At 64.6% G+C, this 20,179-nt stretch carries 18 protein-coding genes and 1 pseudogene; 11 read left to right on the top strand and 8 right to left on the bottom strand.

All coding sequences use genetic code 11. The features are described 5' to 3' along the window. Positions 1–3 precede the first annotated feature (3 nt). The 5 genes from sctR to U0034_RS27905 all read right to left on the bottom strand — a co-directional run bounded on the left by sctR (position 4) and on the right by U0034_RS27905 (position 5,758). Positions 4–654, bottom strand: a complete 651-nt coding sequence (gene sctR, locus U0034_RS27885) for a type III secretion system export apparatus subunit SctR (protein ID WP_085227471.1) — start codon at positions 652–654, stop codon at positions 4–6. Then, entirely contained in the window at positions 641–1,771 is a 1,131-nt protein-coding gene (sctQ, locus tag U0034_RS27890; protein ID WP_085227470.1) for a type III secretion system cytoplasmic ring protein SctQ, read from the bottom strand. The genes sctR and sctQ overlap by 14 nt, the downstream gene beginning before the upstream one ends. A gap of 72 nt (positions 1,772–1,843) precedes the next feature. Continuing rightward, on the bottom strand, positions 1,844–2,575 hold the full coding sequence (gene sctP, locus U0034_RS27895; protein WP_085227469.1) for a type III secretion system protein SctP: 732 nt from the start codon (positions 2,573–2,575) through the stop codon (positions 1,844–1,846). Positions 2,576–2,610: 35 nt separating this feature from the next. Beyond that, the gene (gene sctV / locus U0034_RS27900; protein WP_085227686.1) at positions 2,611–4,665 is read right to left on the bottom strand and encodes a type III secretion system export apparatus subunit SctV; all 2,055 of its coding nucleotides are present in this window, start codon (positions 4,663–4,665) and stop codon (positions 2,611–2,613) included. Between the two features lie 19 nt (positions 4,666–4,684). Then, positions 4,685–5,758 carry an EscU/YscU/HrcU family type III secretion system export apparatus switch protein gene (locus tag U0034_RS27905; RefSeq protein ID WP_085227685.1) on the bottom strand — a complete coding sequence of 358 codons (1,074 nt, stop codon included), beginning with the start codon at positions 5,756–5,758 and terminating at the stop codon, positions 4,685–4,687. A 282-nt stretch (positions 5,759–6,040) separates the two neighbouring features. Here U0034_RS27905 and U0034_RS27910 point away from each other — a divergent pair, with 282 nt between their 5' ends. Genes U0034_RS27910 through U0034_RS27950 form a run of 9 tightly spaced genes read left to right on the top strand, consistent with a single transcriptional unit; the run spans position 6,041 to position 13,269 of the window. After that, positions 6,041–6,640 (top strand): HrpB1 family type III secretion system apparatus protein, encoded by a 600-nt coding sequence (locus U0034_RS27910; RefSeq protein ID WP_085227468.1) that lies wholly within the window; start codon positions 6,041–6,043, stop codon positions 6,638–6,640. A 32-nt stretch (positions 6,641–6,672) separates the two neighbouring features. After that, complete coding sequence (locus U0034_RS27915) at positions 6,673–7,080, top strand: hypothetical protein (protein ID WP_085227467.1); 408 nt, start codon at positions 6,673–6,675, stop codon at positions 7,078–7,080. A 2-nt stretch (positions 7,081–7,082) separates the two neighbouring features. Continuing rightward, on the top strand, positions 7,083–7,925 hold the full coding sequence (sctJ, locus tag U0034_RS27920; RefSeq protein WP_085227466.1) for a type III secretion system inner membrane ring lipoprotein SctJ: 843 nt from the start codon (positions 7,083–7,085) through the stop codon (positions 7,923–7,925). Between the two features lie 39 nt (positions 7,926–7,964). Further along, positions 7,965–8,654, top strand: a complete 690-nt coding sequence (locus U0034_RS27925) for a type III secretion protein HrpB4 (protein ID WP_085227465.1) — start codon at positions 7,965–7,967, stop codon at positions 8,652–8,654. After that, positions 8,651–9,508 (top strand): type III secretion system stator protein SctL, encoded by an 858-nt coding sequence (gene sctL / locus U0034_RS27930; protein WP_158243500.1) that lies wholly within the window; start codon positions 8,651–8,653, stop codon positions 9,506–9,508. The genes U0034_RS27925 and sctL overlap by 4 nt, the downstream gene beginning before the upstream one ends. Continuing rightward, positions 9,505–10,866: a type III secretion system ATPase SctN gene (gene sctN, locus U0034_RS27935; RefSeq protein ID WP_085227463.1), complete on the top strand. Its 1,362-nt coding sequence runs from the start codon at positions 9,505–9,507 to the stop codon at positions 10,864–10,866. Before sctL ends, sctN begins: the two co-directional genes overlap by 4 nt. Positions 10,867–10,906: 40 nt before the next feature. Beyond that, positions 10,907–11,440: a hypothetical protein gene (locus U0034_RS27940; RefSeq protein WP_085227462.1), complete on the top strand. Its 534-nt coding sequence runs from the start codon at positions 10,907–10,909 to the stop codon at positions 11,438–11,440. Further along, positions 11,437–12,246: a type III secretion system export apparatus subunit SctT gene (sctT, locus tag U0034_RS27945; RefSeq protein ID WP_085227461.1), complete on the top strand. Its 810-nt coding sequence runs from the start codon at positions 11,437–11,439 to the stop codon at positions 12,244–12,246. Before U0034_RS27940 ends, sctT begins: the two co-directional genes overlap by 4 nt. A gap of 57 nt (positions 12,247–12,303) precedes the next feature. Then, positions 12,304–13,269: an alpha/beta hydrolase gene (locus U0034_RS27950; protein ID WP_085227460.1), complete on the top strand. Its 966-nt coding sequence runs from the start codon at positions 12,304–12,306 to the stop codon at positions 13,267–13,269. 33 nt (positions 13,270–13,302) lie between these two features. Here U0034_RS27950 and U0034_RS27955 read toward each other — a convergent pair. From U0034_RS27955 to U0034_RS27965, 3 genes and pseudogenes are all read right to left on the bottom strand, one after another. Further along, positions 13,303–13,395: pseudogene (locus U0034_RS27955) on the bottom strand (oxidoreductase); the annotation flags it as partial. 94 nt (positions 13,396–13,489) lie between these two features. After that, positions 13,490–14,968: an aminotransferase class V-fold PLP-dependent enzyme gene (locus U0034_RS27960; RefSeq protein ID WP_085227684.1), complete on the bottom strand. Its 1,479-nt coding sequence runs from the start codon at positions 14,966–14,968 to the stop codon at positions 13,490–13,492. Positions 14,969–15,070: 102 nt separating this feature from the next. Continuing rightward, the gene (locus U0034_RS27965; RefSeq protein ID WP_085227683.1) at positions 15,071–16,012 is read right to left on the bottom strand and encodes a LysR substrate-binding domain-containing protein; all 942 of its coding nucleotides are present in this window, start codon (positions 16,010–16,012) and stop codon (positions 15,071–15,073) included. Positions 16,013–16,169: 157 nt separating this feature from the next. On the opposite strand from U0034_RS27965, the gene U0034_RS27970 reads away from it, so the two are divergent. Beyond that, a complete protein-coding gene (locus U0034_RS27970; RefSeq protein ID WP_085227459.1) occupies positions 16,170–17,198 on the top strand; it encodes a DUF1338 domain-containing protein in 1,029 nt (342 codons plus the stop codon). Position 17,199: 1 nt separating this feature from the next. Beyond that, positions 17,200–20,136, top strand: a complete 2,937-nt coding sequence (locus tag U0034_RS27975) for an FAD-binding and (Fe-S)-binding domain-containing protein (protein WP_085227458.1) — start codon at positions 17,200–17,202, stop codon at positions 20,134–20,136. Positions 20,137–20,179 lie beyond the last annotated feature (43 nt).

Raw genomic sequence — 20,179 nt, forward strand, 5'->3', positions numbered from 1 at the left:
CACCTATTTGTAAGTGAGGATCAAGCCGTGAATCAGCGTCGACCAGCCGTCCATCGCAACGAACAACAAAAGCTTGAACGGAATCGCAACGTTGGTCGGCTGAATCTGGTTCAACCCCATCGCGAGCAGGATGTTGGCGATTACGAGATCGACGATGATGAAGGCGATGTAAAGCAGAAAGCCGATCTTGAAGGCGTCGGCGAGCTCGGTCAGCGTGAACGCGGGTGCCAGCACGATCAGATCGTCTTCGCGCAGCTTGTTCGCCAGATTCTCCGGCCAGATCACATGCGCCGAGCGCAGAAAGAAGAGACGTTCGCGTTCGCGGGAATGCGTCTGGAGGAACTTCCGAAACGGCTCCTTGGAAGCGCCGAATGCCTGGACCATGATCTCCGCGGGCGAATTCGCCAGTTTCTCCCGGCTCATCGTGTCCGCCGCGTTCATGCCGATCGGCGCCATCACGTACATCGTCACGAGAATGGCGAGGCCGTTGAGTACCATGTTCGGCGGCACCTGCTGCACGCCGAGCGCGTTGCGCAGCAGCCCCAGCACGACGACGATCTTGGCGTAGGAAGTCACGACCATCGCGACGAACGGAATCAGGCCGATCGCAATGACCGTGACGAGCAGTGCCGTGAGTTCGTTAATCTGCGTCATGGCTGCCGAACATTTCGACGACACGCACGCCCAGTTGCTCGCCGACCGTCACGAGCTCGCCCAGGCCGATCAACTGTCCGTAAGAGACGAGCCGCACGCGTGCGTCGCGCAGCGTACCCGGCAGTTCGAGCACATAGCCCGCGCGCAGTGCGGCTAGTTGCGATAGCGGCAAGTTGACCGTTTCGATTTCGAATTTGACGGGCAAGTCGAGCTCGTCGATCGACGTTTGCGAATCGGCGTCCGGCGCGCCGGATCCGGGGTGATCGTTGTGGTAGGTCATGGCGGGGTCCGTGTCGAGAACGAGTCGTGAGCCGTCGAGCGTCGCGCGCGCGACATATTGATGCGTGCCGGGCACGCCCCAGCGCAGCGCGAGCGCGGGCGAGGGGGTAGTACCGTCAAGTTCATGAAGGGAGGGGGCTGCGAAACGCAACACGACGTCGCCGGGACGCAGACGCCTGAGGGTCGCGATCGCGAGTGGCTTTTCGCCCACGAGCAGGTAGCCCGGTACGCGAATGTCGGCGAGGCGAGGCGCCAACGGCGGCCGATGCATCGCGAGCTGACGCTCGATCAGATCGGCCCAGCTTTGTCCGGCAGGGCCGAGGCAGCACGCGTAGCGGCGCGTGTCGTGCACGCAGCTTATGTTCAGTGCGAGCGTGCCCCGGGTGTCGCCTGCGTTGCCGCCATCGTTCCGGCCGTCCGCGTTGCGATGCGCGGGTGCCCGGCGGCCGATGGAGACGACCCTGGCATCGGCTGCACCAAGCGTCTCGAGCAGATCGATCAGCGGCGTAAGCAGCAGGCCGGCAACCGCGCATGCGAGCGGTGCCGACTCGTCGCCGTCGAGCGCTGCAAGCGCGGGGTACTCGGCCACATCGAGTCCGATCCACGCGCGTGCCCCATCGTGTTGCAAGCAGATCCAGCAAAGCGCGTCACCCTGCGCATCGCCGAGCGAGACTTGCCACTTGCTCACGTCGCAGCGCTCGCGCAACCGCGTCTGCAGCCGTGCGTCGCAGAGCAGGCGTGTGAGGCGGGCGAGTTCCGGATCGACGCGCGGCAGTCCGTTCGGGTTGTCGCGCAGCGGGCGGACAGCTTGGCGGGCAGAGTGGCCGGGGGCTTTCATCGTGTCGTGCGTGAGCGGTTCTTTCGACGTGGCATCAATGGCATGCGGGAAGCCGTTTTCGATCGGGATCGGTCACGGCACTTCGATCGACACGTGGCGCGCAATTGCGAGGCGGTGCATAAGATTCACCAGTTGTTCGCGCAGCACGTGCACATGGCGGCAGATTAATTGGCGGGTGCTCGGCGAGTGGGCATCGAACCGAAGCACGAGTTCGAAATACGAAAGATGCAGCTCGAGCATGCATTCGGGCAGCAGCGCGGCATCGAGCTTGAGACGGATGGTCCAGTTTCCGTTCTCGATTACCGCCTGATCGCTGCAGAAATCGGCGACATGCGCGGCGACGAAACGCATCAGCTCGACCACACGCAGTTGTTCGGCGCCAAGCGCTGCGACAAATGGCTGCGTTTGCGCGTCGATGCGCCGTGCGCGGGCAGCCTCTCGTGCGTCCGGTGATGCAGCGCCGGCTTCGATGTCGAGATCGTCGTCGTCATGCTCGCCTTGAGCGTCTTCGTCGGCCGAGACGTCGTCCGGATCCGGACCCGCCGGAGCCGGCTCTTGCGCGACCGAGTCGCCTTGCGCGGTGGCCCCCGTGTCCATATGGGCGGCACCGCTGCGCAACCGCTGGCCATGCGCGCGTAGCGCCTCGCGCAGCGCGGCGCGTTCCCCGCGCTCGCGCGCGTTGCGAACGAGTTCCGCATAGTCGATGCCGCGCCGCGCACGTGGTGTGCGCGGCGGGCGGTGCTCGGCGTCATCCGGGTCGTCGTCGAGGATGTGGATGCGCGGCGTAATCGCGTTGCTCGTCATGGCGGGGCCTTTGCAAGGGCGTCGCGCGGGCGGCTTTACGCGGTGACGCGCCCAAGCGGACGCAACTCGACGTAATCGCCGAGCTCCTGGTACGAATACACGCGCAGCCAGGGCAGGTGCGCCTCGATCATCCGCCGCACGTACCTGCGGATATCCATCGACGTGACCAGGGCAACCTGGTTGTGCGGCACGTCGCCCACATAGGTGCCGATCCGTTCGGCAAGCGTGCGGACCTCGTCGGGAGAGAGGGCAAGATAGTTGCCGGTGGGCGTTTGCTTGATCGACTGGCGGATGTGTTGTTCGAGGTCGTTCGTAAACAGCACAGCCTGCAGCGAGGGGGCGCCGCCGGTGGCGCTGTAGGCGATGTAACGGGAGAGATCGCCGCGCACATACTCGGTCAGCAGCAGCATGTCTTTTTCCTTGGGGCCCCAGTTCACGAGGCTCTCCATGATGCTGCGGGCGTTGCGGATCGGTACGTTCTCCTCGAGCAGGCGCCGCAGGACATCGGCAATGCGCTGCAGCGGCAGCGCCTTTTGCACCTCGGCGATCAGTCCGGGGAAATCTGTGCCGAGCTGGTCGAGCACCCACTGCGTTTCCTGAATCCCGACGAAAAGCTTCGCGCGAGCACGCAACAGGGTGATCGTGTCGTTGGCGATGACTTGTTCCGCGCGCCAGACGGCCGCGCCGCCGAGCGGCTGGCGTTCCGCCGCCCAATAGCTTTCCGGCTGGCCGCCGGCGGCGCCCGCCTTTTCGCATTGCGCAGCCAGGGCGGGGTCGCTCGCTGCGCCGGGCACCATGACTTTTCCCGGGGGAACCTTGAACCGTGCGGTCGGCACGTCCTGCACCAGGATTTCGAACTCGCCCGGCTCGAGATCGGGCGCGGTCCACATCGTGATACCGGGAAATGGCAGGCCGACCTGTTCCTGAAGCGTGGTGCGCTGCGCCTCGAATGCGTCGTTGAGCGCGCTCGCGGAGAGGCGCTCCGCGAGGTCGGGCGCGAGCCGCACGCCGAGCGCACTCGTGAACTGCGGTGCGTGCTTGAGGATCGTCGGCGTATCGCCTTTCGAGCCCGCTCGCTGCAGCGCCATCACGGTCTTGCCCGACTGTGCCGACGAGGTGCCGTCGCCGCGCTGCCCGAGCCGGTAGCCCGCAAACGCGAGCAATGCGGAGAGCAACAGGAAAAGCTCCCACGGAAAGCCGGGCACCATCGCAAAGCCGAGAAGGAGCACGGACGCGAAATACATCGCGCGCGCGTTGGTCCCGAGCTGGCGCAGCATGTCGTCGCCGAGAGAGCTGCCTTGCTTGGCCGTTTCGTCGGACACGCGCGTGATCATCACGCCCGCGGCAACCGCGATCAGCAGCGACGGGATCTGCGACACCATGGCATCGCCGATCGAGAGGATCGAGAAGCGGTTCGCCGCGTCGCCAGCGGTCATGTTGTGATAGGCCATGCCGACGGCAATGCCGGCGGTCATATTGACGAGCGTGATGATGAGGCCCGCGATCGCATCGCCTTTGACGAATTTCATCGCGCCGTCCATCCCGCCGTAGAGCTGACTTTCGACCGCGAGCCGCGCCCGCTTGCGGCGTGCTTCGTCGGGCGTCAGGATGTTCGCGCGCAAGTCGGCATCGATGCTCATCTGCTTGCCGGGCAGAGCGTCGAGGGTAAAGCGCGCCCCGACTTCAGCAACGCGCTCCGAGCCTTTCGCGATCACGATGAACTGCACGGTCGTGATGATGAGGAACACGACGAGGCCGACGACGAGATTGCCCCCGACCACGAGCTCGCCGAAACTCTCGATGATATGCCCTGCGTCGGCGTGCAGCAGGATCGACTTGGTCGACGCTATGTTCAGCGACAACCGGTAGAGCGTGGTGAACAGCAGCACTGAAGGAAATGCCGAGAGCTGCGTGATCGAGGGCACGTACATGGTGACCATCAACAGCACGACGCTGATGCAGATGTTTACCGAAAGCAAGGCGTCGATGATGACCGGTGGCAGCGGCAGAATCATGAGCGCGACGATCGCGGTGACGAGCGCCGCAATGCCGATCTCGCCGCTCGCGGGTAGCTTCAGGTTCTTGAGCATGTTCGGCTCCAAGTGGTGTTCAACGAGCTTCGGACGAGGGTGCGCTCTGGCCGATCGCATCGACCCAGCGCAGGATGGCTGCAACCACCTCGAACAGCTCCGATGGAATCGGTCGGTTCTCGGCAACTTTGTGCAGGGCGCGGGCGACGGGAGGATTCGCGACGATCGGTATCTGGTGCCGTGTCGCAAGCGCGCGAATCTCGAATGCGGCGCTGTCGACGCCTTTGGCGAGAACGATCGGAAGCGGTGTTTCCCCGCGAACGTAGCGCAGGGCCACCGCGTAATGCGTGGGATTGACGACCACCACGTTGGCGCGGCCCACTGCGCTCGAAAAGCCTTCGCCACCGCCGTTGACGAGCTCCTTGGCGCGTTTGCGCCGCTCTTGCTTGAGCTTCGGCTCGCCCTCGCGTTCCTTCAGGTCCCGCTTGACCTCGTCCTTCGACATGCGTTGCGAGCGAATCATGAGCCAGTGCTGGATTTTCCAGTCGAGCACGCCGATCACCACGAACAGAATGCCGGCCGCGAACAGCAGCTTCAGCAGCGCGCGCCACAGGATTTGCGTGAGGGCAGCGAGCGGCTCGTACATCGCGGACGTGATCAGCGGAAACAGCGAGACGATCACTTGCCAGAGTGCGGCGGCGATCAGCGCCGCCTTGACGGTCATCTTCAGCAGATCGATGACCGCACGCTTCGAAAAGATCTGTTTGAGGCCCGTTGCGGGGGAGAGTCGATCCATCTTCGGCATGACCGGATCGAACGAGACCTGCAGGCCGACCTGCGCACCGAGCGAGAGAGCCGCCGCCAGCGCGGCGACGAGGCTGATTGCGCAGCAGATGATTGCGCCATTGGCCAAGGTATGGGTGAGCACGGACCAGAGACCCTGCATCGAGCGCTCCGACGCGCAGAAGTCGATCACGAGCGTGATGTCCTGATGGAGCACGTCGAGTAGCGGCCGCCATGCGAACGTGAGGAGCGCGACCGTTACGAGCACGAGCACCGCCGAAACCAGGTCGACGCTTTTCGCCACGGTGCCCTTCTTACGTGCTTCCTTCAGCTTGCGCCGGGTGGGCTGTTCGGTCTTTTCGTCGCTCATGAGCGCTCCGTTACGCCTCGCGCGAGGCCAGATCATGCGTGGCGGCAAGATAGCGCGGCGATATCAGCGCAAGGCGAAGGCGGGCGAAGGCGCAGCGGGCTTCCCGAAGCGTGCGCGCGGCTGCCGGGTGGCGTGCAGTGGTTGAAGGGGCGGCTTCGCGAGCCGAGGGATGGCTTCGCACTTCGAGGCAGCGGTGCAAATGCCATTTGCTACTTTGGCAGCGTGCAAGGCAGTCGTATTCCCGATATCGGGCACTCCCACTACCTGAAGGCGGACTTGAAAATGGATGGCAAACCCGAGTACATGAAGTGCAGCAACAAGCTCGTAGGTGCGATGCGCGAGGTCGTGCGTCTCGCACTGGTCGACAAGTTTCCGAATCCGCGCATGGCGAGCGATGAAGCGGAGTATCTGCTCGATGCGCTCCATACGATACATCCGGCGCGGGCCGAGCTGATCCTTTACGACGGCTTCGTGCATATCGTGCATCGCAATTGGATCGAGGCGATCGCCGTGTTCGAAGGGCTTGCCTCGCGCGGCGAGTGCATGCCCGGCAGCAAGGCGATGCTCGTGTACTGCCTGGCGGCAAGCGGCAACACGGATTGGCGCATCGTGGCGGGAAGGATGCGCGAGGACGAAAGCAGCTTGACCGAGGACGCGCGCGTGCTGCTCGATTCCGTCGAGCTGCGCGAGGAGCTGGAGCGCGCGAATCGCGACGCTCAGGCCACCGGGGCCTTCCATATGACGGAATCGATGAAGCGCCTGCGCGATCGCCTCGGTATCAAGGTGCCCACCGCGCAGGACGAGGCCAACGCCGAGGCCGGCGGCGATCGGCAGCCTGGCTCGTTATCGAGCGCCGAAGACAGTCAGTATCTGCGCCTTTGAGTCCGACGTCCGCTTTTCCGAAGGAGCCTACGATGAACTCGCCTCTCCCGATATACGAAGTCCAACAAGCGCTGGCGTATGCCCCCGATGCCACCGGGGTCAACGCTCCGGTCATGCCGGTCGCAGTGCCGCGCGACGCCGCCGCGAGCTTCGAGCAGATGATGCAGCGAGGCGTGAGCGCCGCTCCGGAGCCGCACGGCTCCAAGGCGGGGTCGCTCGCCACGGAGTTGATTCTCAGCGAGGACGCGGCGTTGCAGACGGTTTCGAACGATGCGCTCTACATGCTGAACCACGCGGACGAAATGTCGTTCAACCAGATCGCCGCCGCGTCCGTGCAGATGCAGATCGAGACGTCGAGCCTGCAGGTCGACATGTCGATGAAGATCAGTGTGGTGGAGTCGTCGAAAGGCGCCCTGGAAACCTTGATGAAGAACCAGTGACCATGAACCGTCGTCCCCGTATCGGCAGCCGTGCGAGCCTCTTTGCAGGCGTCGTGCTTTGCATCGCGCTTGCCGGCTGCAAGCAGGAGCTATATGGCAACCTCAGCGAGCAGGATTGCAACGAGATCGTCGCGGCGCTGCTGCAGGCGGGCATCGACGCGAAGAAGGAGAGTGCGGACGGCGGCAAGACGTGGAGCGCCCAGGTCGACAGCACGTATATCGTGCAGGCGATGAACGTGTTGCGCGAGCGCGGGCTGCCCGGGCACAAGTTCGACGATCTCGGCGCGCTTTTCAAGAAGGACGGGCTCGTGTCGACGCCCACCGAAGAACGCGTGCGCTTCATCTACGGCGTCTCGCAGGAGCTTTCGCAGACACTCTCGCAGATCGACGGCGTGGTCGTTGCGCGCGTTCACATCGTGCTGCCGGATAACGATCCGCTCGCGATGCATGTGAAGCCGTCTTCGGCGTCGGTGTTCATCAAGTATCTGCCGACAGCGAACCTGGCCACGATCGAGCCGCAGATCAAGAACCTCGTCGTGCATAGTGTCGAGGGGCTCTCGTACGACAAGGTGAGCCTGACCGCCGTCGCCGGCAGCCCGCTCGACATTGCGGCGCGCGAGCAGTCGGGGGGCGGCGTGACACGCTGGATCGCGCTCGCCGTGTTCGTGCTTGCGGGCCTCGCACTGCTCGTCGCTGCGGGGCGCAAGAAGGGCAGCCGCTCGGGTGGCACCGACGAAACGGCGGGGCGCGAGGAACCGCATGGGAATGCGGCGGAGCGCCTTGCCGCGAAACTGCCGGTCGGCCCGTTCCGTGCCCGGCAGCCCGCCGACGGCGCACCGCGCTGACCGGTACCCGAGGGCTGCAGCCGCGGAGGGCGCACGACGATGGATATCGACAAGCACGGTAGCGTCGCCTTTGAGATCGCACGTCGCCTCGCGCAGTACCAGGCGAATCGGGTTGCGCTGCTCGAATGGATCGAGCCGGGCTGGCTGCCGCGCGCGTGGCGGCAGCAGCCGGTGGCGGCGAGCGCGAATCTCGCGCGGGAACGTGCGAGGGCGGTCGAAGCATGGCTCACCCAGCAGGGCACGCCGGTGCCCGCCTTTCAGCGTTTTCGCGGTGACGATGGCCTGCTCGGCGGCCTCGAACTCGACGACGCACTGGGCGCGCTCTGTCTGCGAGCCCTGTATTTCCGGCGGGCAGAACTGCGCTATTGGGTCGATCGCGAGAGCCGCGAAAAAGTGGCGTATTGGCTCGGCCGATGCGGCGCCGCGGCGCTGCGTTGGCTGATAGAGACGCCGCACCCGCAGCCGGTGGAGCGGTTGATCCGCGATTTCGGCATGCTGCCGCTCGATCATCTCGACGAATTTTCGCTGAGCTGGGAGGGTTTCTGTCTTTTCAGGGCAAGCGGGCTGTGCGAGCCCGCGTCGCCGGCTGCGCTACTGCGCTACGCATGGCCGCGCGATGCGGTGCCGCCGCCCTGGCTGCACGTGAACGATGCGGATTCAACACACGAAGACAGCGTGCGGGTCCTGAAGCGGTTCGACGATTTCTATGCGAAGGAGAGCACGACATGATCATCTGGCTCAGGCAACCGGGCACGGAACGCGCAACGCGCGGCAGCGGCGCGGGCGTCGGCGTGCAATCGGACGTCGTGCCGCGCGAAGCCCTTGCATTGCTCTCGCAGCTCGACGCAGGCTATGTCGCTTTGCAGCACCAGCACGCGGAAGTGATGGCCCAGGCCGCGCGCGACGTGGATGCGATGCTCGCGGCCGCGCGCGCGGATGCGGAGGCGTTGCGAGCCGAAGCACGCGAAGAATACGATACGGCGCAACGGCGCGGATACGACGCGGGCTGCCGAGATGCACTCTCGCAATGGTACGCGCGCACCGCGCAATTGCTCGAGCAGCGTTACGAACTGCAGATGTCGCTGAGACAGCGCGTTGCCGAACTGGTGGTGTCCGCGGTAGAGAAGATCGTTGCCAACGAGCGTCCCGCTGCGCTCTTCGCGCGCGCCGCGGAGGTGGTCGAACGCATTGTCGAAGGGAGCCGTACCCTGCAGGTGCGGGTGCATCCCGACGAGCGCGACGCCGCTGTCGAGGAATTCGCGCGCGCAGTCGCGCAATGGCGCGAGCGCGGACAGCTCGTGCAGTTGACCGTGCAATCGGACCGCTCGCTGGAGCCGGGCGCATGCGTGTGCGATACCGATATCGGCTCGGTCGACGCGAGCCTGAAGGTTCAGATCGAAGCCGTGCGCATGGCTGTCGACGCCGCGCTGCGGCGCGTCGCGAGCGAGTCGGGTGTGCCGGGTGTGCCGGGCGAGCTTGCGCAGGACGCATTCGCCGAGGTCAGGACACATCCGGCGGCCGGGGCCGAACCGGCGCCATCCGGCCAGACGGGCGCTGACGCCGGTGCAGAGGTGACCGCATGAGCGACGTCTCTCAACGCGCCCGGCTCGACGCGGCGGGGCTCGACGCTTTGATTCAGCTCACGGATACGATCGAAAAGGAGTTCGAACGCGCAGCGCACCTTTCGACGCGGGGCAAGGTCATGGAGGCGTTGGGCACGTTGATTCGCGTGAGCGGCATCGACGTGCGTTATGGCGAACTCTGCGAGCTGAGGACGGGGCACGGCGAGTTGATGCAATACGCCGAGGTGGTGGGTTTTTCCCGCGATACCGTCCTGCTTTCGCCGTTCGGGCGGCTCGACGGCCTATCGCGCGATACGCAGGTAGTGGCCCTGCGTCGGCCGCTGGCGATCCCGGTGGGGCCGGCACTCTTCGGGCGGGTTGTCGACAGCATGGGGCAGCCGATCGACGGGCGCGGCCCCATCGAGACGGAGCAAACCGCCGCGCTTTACGCGGCTCCGCCCGATGCGATGAGCCGACCGCTGCTCGATCGCCCGCTCGATACGGGCGTGCGCGTGGTCGACGGAATGATGACCCTCGGCGAGGGCCAGCGTGTCGGCATTTTCGCGCCGGCCGGCGTCGGCAAGAGCACGCTGATGGGGATGTTCGCCCGCGGTACGCGCTGCGACCTCAATGTGATCGCCCTGATCGGCGAGCGTGGCCGTGAAGTTCGGGAATTCATCGAGCAGATCCTCGGGCCCGAGGGGATCGCGCGATCTGTCGTGGTGTGTGCCACGTCCGACCGCTCGTCGATCGAACGCGTGAAGGCAGCCTATTCGGCCACCGCCATTGCCGAGTACTTCCGCAACCGGGGTATGCGGGTCCTGCTGATGATGGACTCGCTGACGCGCTTTGCGCGCGCGCAACGCGAGATCGGCCTTGCGGCGGGCGAGCCGCCTGCGCGACGCGGCTTTCCGCCTTCGATCTTCGCCGAGCTGCCGCGCTTACTGGAGCGCGCAGGGCTGTCGGAGCACGGCTCGATCACGGCGCTTTATACGGTGCTGGCCGAAGATGAATCGGGCAGCGATCCGATCGCCGAGGAAGTGCGCGGCATTCTCGATGGCCATATGATCCTGTCGCGCGAGATCGCCGCGCGCAACCAATACCCGGCGATCGACGTGCTGGCCAGCCTCTCGCGCGTGATGCCGCAGGTCACCGACAGCGCACACCGGGAAGCCGCCGGGCACGTGCGGCGCCTGCTCGCGAAGCACCGCGAGATCGAGACGCTGCTCCAGCTCGGCGAATACCGTGCGGGCGGCGACCCGGTTGCCGACGAGGCGGTGCGCAAGATCGAGGCCATCAGGCAGTTTCTCTGCCAGCGCACCGACGAGTTCAGCGCCCGCGACGCGACGCTTGCCGCACTGCGCGGCTTGCACGCGTGAGCGCCGTGGCGGATGGCGACTCGCGCGGCAAAGGAGAACAATGATGAAAGACGCGCGCTTCAAAGCATTTTCGGTGATAAAGAGCCGTCTTTTGCGGGCACGCGATGGGTTGCGCGAAACGCTGGTCGAGCAACAGAACGAACGCGACGAGGCGAACGCGCAGCTTGCCGAACAGCAGGACGTGCTTGCGCGCGCCGTGGCGGAGGTCGAGCGGCGCAAGACGCGCATCGACAGCCTGCTCGACGGCCGTCGGCCCGTGCGCATCGAAGAACTACTCGACTGGGAGAAGCTGCTGGCCGATGCGCATGCGCAGCGCGGGCGCGAACTCGAGACGCTGGGGCGGATGCGCGACGGCGTCGCGGCGATCGAGCAAAAGATTGCGACGACGCGTGCCGCGATACTTCGCCACGACGTGCGCATCGACTTGTGCGACGCTCGCCTGGAGCGCCTGCGCCGTGCCGCCGAAGCGCAAGCCGACGACGTGCAGGACGAGGAGAGCGAGGAGGCCTATGTCGCTCGCGGAATCGCGCGGAACGCCAGGAAGCAGCGCTTGGAAACCGAGGTCGCGCGATGATCGATCCGTTCTCGACCGGCATTCCCCAGTTCGGTCACTTGCTGCTCCAGTTCCTGATCCTGGTGGCCGTAAGCGGTCTGCGCCTGCTCGTGCTGCTGACGATCTTCCCGCCGACGGGCGGTGAACTGATCACGAAGCGCATTCGCAACGCGATGGTCATGTTGTGGTCGGTCTACATCGCGTACGGCCAACAGGCCTTGCTGACGAAGCTGCACGGCGAGTTCCTGCTGCTGGTGGTCGTGAAGGAGGCGGTGATCGGACTCGTGATCGCGTTCGTCGCATCACCGGTGTTCTGGGTTGCCGAGGCCGTCGGCACCTATATCGATGACCTCACCGGCTATAACAACGTGCAGATATCGAACCCGAGCCTGGGCCAGCAGACCACGCTCACGTCCACGTTGTTGATGCAATGCGCGACGGTCGCGTTCTGGACCCTCGGAGGCATGACGTTTCTGCTCGGGGCGGTGTTCCAGACGTACGTCTGGTGGCCGCTCGGCAGCCTCGCGCCCGTTCCGCGCGCGTTCATCGAGTCGTTCGTGATGCAGCAGGCTGACTCGCTGATGGCCTCCATTGCGAAGCTGGCCGCGCCGGCGGTGCTGCTATTGCTGCTCGTCGATGTTGGCGTGGGTCTGCTTTCGCGGATTGCGTCGAAGCTCGATCTCGTGTCGCTCGCGCAGCCTGTCAAGGGCGCGCTCGCCGTGCTGCTGCTCGCGCTGATGATCGGCGTGTTCATCGGGCAGGTGAAGGATCAGGTCGCGCTGTTGCATATCGGCGATCAACTGCACGCGCTCGCGCTGTTGAAGTAACCCCGACGCGCCGCGCGGGACTGGACGCGGCGCACGACACGCACCGAGGAGGCATCGATGCCCGTCGCACCCAGTGTCAGGCGGTTTCTCGAGCGCCGGGCCAAGCCCGGCTCGATATCGGTCGACCAGTTGCCGTTGCAAGAGGCGCGCCGCTACTTTGCGTACTACGTGCCGCTTGCCGATATCGCGGCGCGCGACATCGAGCGCGTCGAAGACATTGCCGTCGACGTGCGCGACGGGGCGCAGGTGGCTGCCCGCGTCTATTACCCGCGCCCCGCCGACTGGAGCGATCCGCAGCCTGCGTTGCTGTACTTTCATGCGGGCGGCTACGTGCTCGGATCGCTCGAGACGGCCGATGCGGTTTGCCGCATGCTCGCGGCCGAGGCGCAGTGCGCGGTGGTGTCGGTCGCCTATCGGCTCGCGCCGGAGCACAAGTTCCCCTGCGCGGTCCAAGACGCGATCGATGCGCTGCGATGGCTGCATCGTCGGGCGCTCGTCTACGGCCTCGATCCGTCGCGTCTTGCCGTGGGCGGCGAGAGTTCCGGCGCAACGCTGGCGGCGGTGGCCGCCGTACACGCGCGCGAGCTGAACATCGGGCTGGCGCTGCAGTTGCTCATCTATCCGGCGCTGTCGGCCTCCACTGGCAGTGCGGCACACCGGCTCTACGGCGATGGACACTTTCTGACTCGCGACGTGATTCGATGGATCCATCGCAACTATCTGCGAGATAGCGGCGACGCCCGGGACTGGCGTTTCGCACCGCTCGACGGCAGGCGTAACGCACCGGCGGATCTGCGCGGCGTCGCGCCCGTGTGGCTGGTCTCGGCCGAATACGATCCGTTGCGCGACGAGCACGCGGGCTATGCCGACAAACTGCGCCGCGCCGGCAATCGCGTCGATGCGCGCTGCTATCGCGGGATGATTCACGGCTTCTTCTCGATGGGGCGGGCGATTCCCGAAGCGGCGCACGCGCACCATGACGCCGCCGCGGCGCTGCGCGAAGCGTTGCGTACCGAGGGGTGACTGTGAGATCGGCCGCGATTCACGCAGCATGCGTCACGCCAGCCGAAGTTTTTTCCTCAAGCTCGCATCAAGGAGCCCCGCGGGCATGAAGCGCCGCAACTTGCTGAGCAGCGACGCTTCGCCAGAGACATCGACAGTCGCGTCTCGTTCCGGCATGGCGCGTCACGACGGGCACGTGGCGACACGAACCGACCCGCCCTGCGATCCAAGCGGATTTGCCCTAAGCAACCTGTCGTGCCTCCAGGCGACTCCAGAGCATCCGCGATCGGTTTCCGGTTCGGCAATACGCGAGAACAGGCTTGGGCAACGCATCGAACAGCGCTGCAAATGCACCGACTTCCGCATCGCCGATCTGGCCGGATGTAACGGGCAGATATCGCGCCTGCAGGCCGAGTTCACGAGCCGCGGCAGCGATATCGTCGAAGCGCGGCTGCTCGATGCTCTCTCCGTCCGGCCGGTTGCAGATCACCGAGCGAAAGCCTGCATCGCGAATCGCGCTCAGTTCGCCCGGCGTAATCTGGCGCGACGCGGTAAATCCAGTTGATGTGGCCGACCGGCATTGCTCGATAGCGCGTTGAAAACAGGCGATTGCGAAATCGACGTCCTCATCCGCGGTGAAGCGACCGAAGCTGATGCGCACGGTGCGGCTGGCCGCTGCCGGATCGAGGCCGATCGCCGTCAGTACGTGCGACGGTTTGCCCGCTGCCGAGTTGCAGGCGGACGTCGAAGAGACGGCGAGTGCATCGCCCAACATGAACGGGAAAAAGCCGGGCTCGTTCACCGTCAGGCTCAACGTATGCGGAATCCGTCTGGCCGCATGAGCGTTGTGCGTGACATTCCCGAGCGCTGCAATCGAATCCCTCAATCGCGCGCTGAGCGCCGAAACAGGGGCCGTGCCGCTTTCAAGTTCCTGTGCAGCCAGTTCGCACGCGGTCCCCATTCCCACGATCTGGTGCGTAGCGAGCGTGCCCGAGCGCAATCCTCGCTCGTGGCCCCCGCCATGCATTTGCGGTGCGATCCGTGCCAAGACTTCGCGGCGCACGAACAACGCGCCGATGCCTTTAGGCCCGTACACCTTGTGCGCCGACATCGACATCATGTCGATGCCCAGCGCGCGCACGTCGATCGGCGTTTTGCCGAGCGCTTGCGCTGCATCCACGTGCAGCAGCGCCCCCACGGCATGCACAACCCGCGCGATGGCAGCGATGTCCGTCAGCGTGCCGAGTTCGTTGTTGACGAGCATCAGCGAAACGAGCCCTGTCTCCCGGCCAATCGCCGCGGCCACGGCGTCGACGGTGATCTCCCCATCTCGTGTAGGCGCGACGTAGGTCACCGACAGGCCGCGCTGCGCAAGACTGGCCATGGTGTCGAGAATGGCCTTGTGCTCGATGCGGCTCGTGACCAAGTGGCGCCGGTCGGCCTCTGCATCCGCAAAGCCTTTCAATGCGAGATTGTTCGACTCCGTGGCGCCCGAGGTCCAGACGATTTCGTCGGCGTGTGCGCCGATAAGCGCGGCCACCTGCTCGCGTGCACGCTCCACCTTCGCGCGGGCCAGCGTGCCGGCTCGATGCGAGGTCGAGGCGGGATTGCCGAATACGCCATCCATGCCGAGGCACGCCGTCATCGATTCGATGACCCGCGGGTCCGCAGGCGTGGTGGCCGCGTAATCCAGGTAATGCAACGCGTTGCTATCGCTCATTTTCGTCTTCTTGCCGCACGGGAGTGGGGCAATCATACGGCGAGATGCATGGAAAATGGCTCTAAATTTAATTGCGTACGGCGTCGGAGATAGAAAAATTTTCTAACGGGCCGTGCGTGGAACGAGGGAGCGGGCGCCCCGCCCTTGCCCCGCGTTGTACTCGCTCGCCTGTTCGAGCAGCCATTCTCGAAAACGCTCCAATGGTTTCCCGTGGCTTAGTTCCGTGGGATACACAAGGTAGTAGGCCGACTCGGCCGGCGAACTCGACTCGAATGGAATCACGATGCCCAACTGCTCCAGTTGATCTTCGACGAAGAACTTCGGCACGAGCGCAACACCCAACCCCGCTGCGGCCGCCGCGATCAACATCGTATGCAGCTCGTAGCGCACGCCATGCATCGTGGAGTTGTCTTCCACGCCGAGTTCGGAAAACCAATGCGTCCAGGCATCGGGCCGCGTCGTGGAATGAAGCAGCGGGTAGGCGAGCAACTCGTGTGCTTTCTTCACCGGCCTGCTCAAAAGCGACGGCGAGCAGATCGGCACCACCTCTTCTCCGAAGAGATAATCCGACGACGTGCCCGGCCAGTTCGGCTTGCCGTAATGAATGGCGGCCTCGAAGTGCGACTCCTCGAACGCGAACATGTCCGTTCGAACGCCCATATTGACCCGCACGTCGGGCGTGCGATCGTTGAAGCCCTTGAGCCGCGGTATCAGCCATTGCGAGGCAAACGTCGGCAGCACCGCCAGCTCGAGGTACCCGCCGCCGCTGCCGTGCGCGATGATCGACAAGGTGTCCCGGTCGAGCGTTTCGAGCGAGCGCCGCACCTGCGTGGCGTAGAGCCGCCCGGCACGCGTCAGCACCACGCGCTGCTTCGAGCGCACGAAGAGCCGTACCCCCAGATTCGATTCGAGCGTCGCGATCTGCCGCGACACCGCACTCTCCGTCAGAAAGAGCTCCTTGGCGGCATGGGTGAAGCTCTCGTGCCGCGCTGCTGCCTCGAAAGCCGTCAGCGCGCCCATGTTCGGGACTTTGAATTTGCGCATCATAGTTCCAAAAACTCATCAAGTAACAATTTAATCTCGCTTTACGGCGCACGCAAGCGTTCGAATAATGCAAATCGCGTAAGGCAGGTCTCCAGCCGGAGGCCGACACCAACACCCCTTGCCGCCATCGGGCGGCCGTGCTTTGAGAGATTTGGCGATGCGCAATGCAAACGTGGAACGTCTGTTGACGAAACTGCTCGGCGAGGAGAAGACCGGGTTCCTGTTCTCGACTCTCAACTTTCCCGCGGTGCTGGAAGATTGGGAAGAGGGGACCGTGACGCGCGCCGAACTCGCGCAGGCCATGAACATGGCACTCTTCGACGGCTTGCTGCAACGCTCGGAAAACGGCCGCATCTACACGGACGACGCCATTGCGAGCGGGGGCTCGGTGTTTTTCGATCATGGCGCGCTGCGTACGGTTCGCTGGCCGCACAACGGCGCCTTGCCGCCCGGCGAAGCCGCATTTACACGCATCCTGCGCCCGCTGGGATTCAAACTCAACGGCCGCTATCCGCTCGACAAGCTCAATATGACGGGACGCGCCTATGCACATGAGGACGCGCCCGACGAGATCGCGCAGTTCTTCGTGAGCGAGCTCCATCCCGAGCGTTTTTCGAAGGAGTTCCAGCAGGCCGTGACCAACGTGGTCAGTTCCTCGAAAGACCCGCTCACGCCGTTGGCCGTCTCACAGCTATCCGAGCTCGAGCGCGACGGCGCCTTGCCGATCGATGCGGCCGAGCAGTTGCTGCCCGTGATCGTCGGCGCGTTCGCGCGTCAACACGATATTCCTGGCGAAGTGGACTACGACACGCTTCTGCTCGAATCGGCGGAAATGGCCTGGATCGCGACCGAGGGCAACGCGTTCAATCACGCGACCGATCGCGTGCAGGACGTACACAAGCTCTCCGACATCGAAAAAGCGAAGGGCCGGCCGATCAAACCCGAGGTCGAGCGCTCGCGCTCGGGCCGCGTGTTCCAGACGGCGTATCGCGCCGATACGGTGCGGCGCCAGTTCAAATCGCCCGATGGCAAAGTCGTGACGCGTCAGGTCCCGGGCTCGTTCTACGAATTCATTACGCGCAAGCGCACGTTCGATCGGATGTCGCGCCGCTGGCTGACGGATCTGCGCTTCGACGCGGGCAACGCGACGGGCATCTTCAAGATGACGGCGAACGCAGCGAAGTGACGTGAAAGCAGCGACGCCGTTTCAAGCCAGCGAGCACCTTCTGGCGGTGCTCGAAGCGCAACTGCGCGCCGGCGTACGGGGGGAGGTCCGCTTCGATGCGGGCACCCAGGCACTGTATGCCTCCGATGCGTCGAACTATCGCCAGATTCCGCTCGGCGTGGTCGTGCCGGCCGACGTCGACGATCTCGTCGCGGCACTCGCGGTTTGCCGGCGCAACGATGTGCCGTTCCTCGCCCGCGGCGGCGGTACGTCGCAAAACGGGCAATGCGTAAACGTCGCGGTGGTTGCGGACGCAAGCAAGTATGTCAACCGTGTCGTGTCGATCGACCCCGTCGAGCGGACCGCCATCGTCGAGCCCGGTGTCATTTGCGACACGCTGCGCGACGCGGCCGAAGCTCATGGGCTGACGTTTGCGCCGGATCCGGCCACGCATAGCCGATGCACGATCGGCGGCATGATCGCAAACAATTCCTGCGGCGCGCATTCGGTCATGGCGGGCAAGACGGTGGAGAACGTCGAGGCGCTCGAGATTGCGACCTATGACGGGGAGCGCTTCTGGGTGGGACCGACGAGCGAGCCGGAGCTCGAGGCCATCGTTCGCGGCGGCGGGCGGCGCGGTGAGATCTACGGCAGGCTGCGTGATTTGCGCGACCGGTATGCCCATCACATTCGCCAGGAGTTTCCTCAAATCAAGCGGCGTGTCTCCGGTTTCAACCTCGACCAGTTGCTTCCCGAAAATGGATTCAACGTGGCGCGAGCGCTTGTGGGCACCGAGGGAACATGTGCGCTCACGCTGCAAGCGAAGGTGCGGCTCGTTCACAGCCCGTCGTGCCGCGTACTGCTCGTTCTGGGGTTCGCCGACATCTACACGGCAGCCGATGCCGTGCCTCACTTCACGAAGTTCGCGCCGATCGCCATCGAAGGGCTCGACCGAGGCATCATTCGTGGCCTCCAGGCACGTGGGCTCAAGGCCGAAGAGATTTCGCTGCTGCCGGATGGTGACGCCTGGGTCGTGCTCGAGTTCGGCGGAAATACCGTTCAGGCAGCACTCGTGCAAGCGCAACGAGCCGAGGCCTATTTCAACGCGGGTAAAGGCGGCGATGGAGTGGCAGGATTCGTCGTCGAAGAAAAAACGAAGCAGCAGAAAATCTGGTCCATTCGCGAGACCGGTGCATCGGCGGTGGCCTTATCGATCGATCCCGCGAGGCCCGATCCGATCGTCGGCTGGGAAGACGCTGCCGTCGATCCATTACGGCTCGGTGACTACCTGCGCCAATTTCAGGCGCTCGTCGACCGCTTCGGCTACGAGACCTGCCTTTATGGCCACTTCGGCGACGGCTGCGTTCACGCGCGGATCACATTCGACATTCGCACCCATGAGGGTGTGAGCAAGTGGCGCGCATTCCTGCGCGATGCGGCGCAACTCGTCGTCGATTTCGGCGGCTCTCTCTCGGGCGAGCATGGCGATGGTCAGGCCAAGGCGGAGTTTCTGCCCATCATGTATGGGCCGGAGATCATTCGCGCGATGGAGGAGTTCAAGGCGATCTGGGATCCGGCCAATCGCTTGAACCCCGGCAAGGTCGTCCACGCTTATCGCGCAGACGAAAATCTGCGCATGGGCCCCGCGTACAAAGCCGTGAAATGGGCGACGAAACTGACTTTCACGAGCCCCGAAGGCGACGGGCTGCGGCGCGCCGTCGAACGTTGCATCGGAATGGGCAAATGCCGCTCGCTCGATGGCGGGACGATGTGCCCGAGTTTTCGTGCAACGAGAGAAGAGCGTCACTCGACGCGCGGGCGTGCGCATTTGTTATGGGAAATGCTTCAGGGCGAGGTCGTCACCGGCGGATGGGCGAGCCGCGAAGTCAAGGAGGCGCTCGATGGATGTCTGGCGTGCAAGGGCTGCAGATCGGATTGCCCGACTCACACGGACATGGCTTCGTACAAGGCCGAATTCCTTTCGCACTACTACGAGCATCGTCGCCGCCCGAGGCAAGCGCTGTTCCTGGGGCGCATCGGGCAGTGGGCGCCGTGGGCGAGCCGCTTTGCGCGGTTGACGAACTTCATGACGTCGGCGCGCGCTTTCGCGCGCATCGGTAAATGGATCGCCGGCGTTGCGCCTCAGCGCGACCTGCCGGTGTTCGCTTCGAAGACCTTTCGGCAGATCGCTCGCGCCGATCGCCGGTCAGGCGCGAAAGACCGCGCGAATTCGGGCCGCCGGGTCATGCTCTGGGTCGACACGTTCAACGATCATTTCTCGCCGGAAGTGGCCGGCGCGGCGTGCGATGTGCTCGCCCGGCTGGGCTATGAGGTGATCCTGCCGCGCAAGCGGCTGTGCTGCGGGCGGCCGCTCTACGACTATGGGCTGCTCGACGAAGCGAAGGCGCTGCTGAGGACCGCCGTCGACGAACTGGCCGAGGACATCGTCGCGGGTGTCCCGCTCGTCGGCCTCGAACCGGGCTGCCTATCGGTTTTCAAGGACGAACTGGCGAAGCAACTGCCCGACGATGCGATGGCCCAAAAGCTTGCTGCGCAGACGTTTCTCTTCTCCGATTTCCTGGCCATGGCGGATGTCGAATGGCCACGGCTCGATGCAGAGGTTGTCGTGCATGGGCATTGCCATCAGAAGTCACTGTTCGGCATGAACGGGGAGACTGCTCTGCTCGAGAAGCTGGGCGTCAGATGGAAGTTGCTCGACACGGGGTGCTGCGGGATGGCCGGTTCGTTCGGCTTCAATACCGATCATTACGACCTTTCGATGAAAGTGGCCGAAGACGCTCTCTTTCCGTTGCTGCGAAACGTACCCGCCGACGCGTTCGTCGTAACGAACGGATTCAGTTGTCGCGAGCAGATCGAGCACGGCGTCGGGCGCCGCACGCTTCACATTGCGCAGCTCGTACTCGCGGCGTTCGAACGCCGCGGCTCGGGAATTCATTGATGCTGATGCCCAACGGCCGACGAGGGTTTCGCTCGATGCCCCT

This window comes from Trinickia caryophylli (assembly GCF_034424545.1).
GTDB lineage: Bacteria > Pseudomonadota > Gammaproteobacteria > Burkholderiales > Burkholderiaceae > Trinickia > Trinickia caryophylli.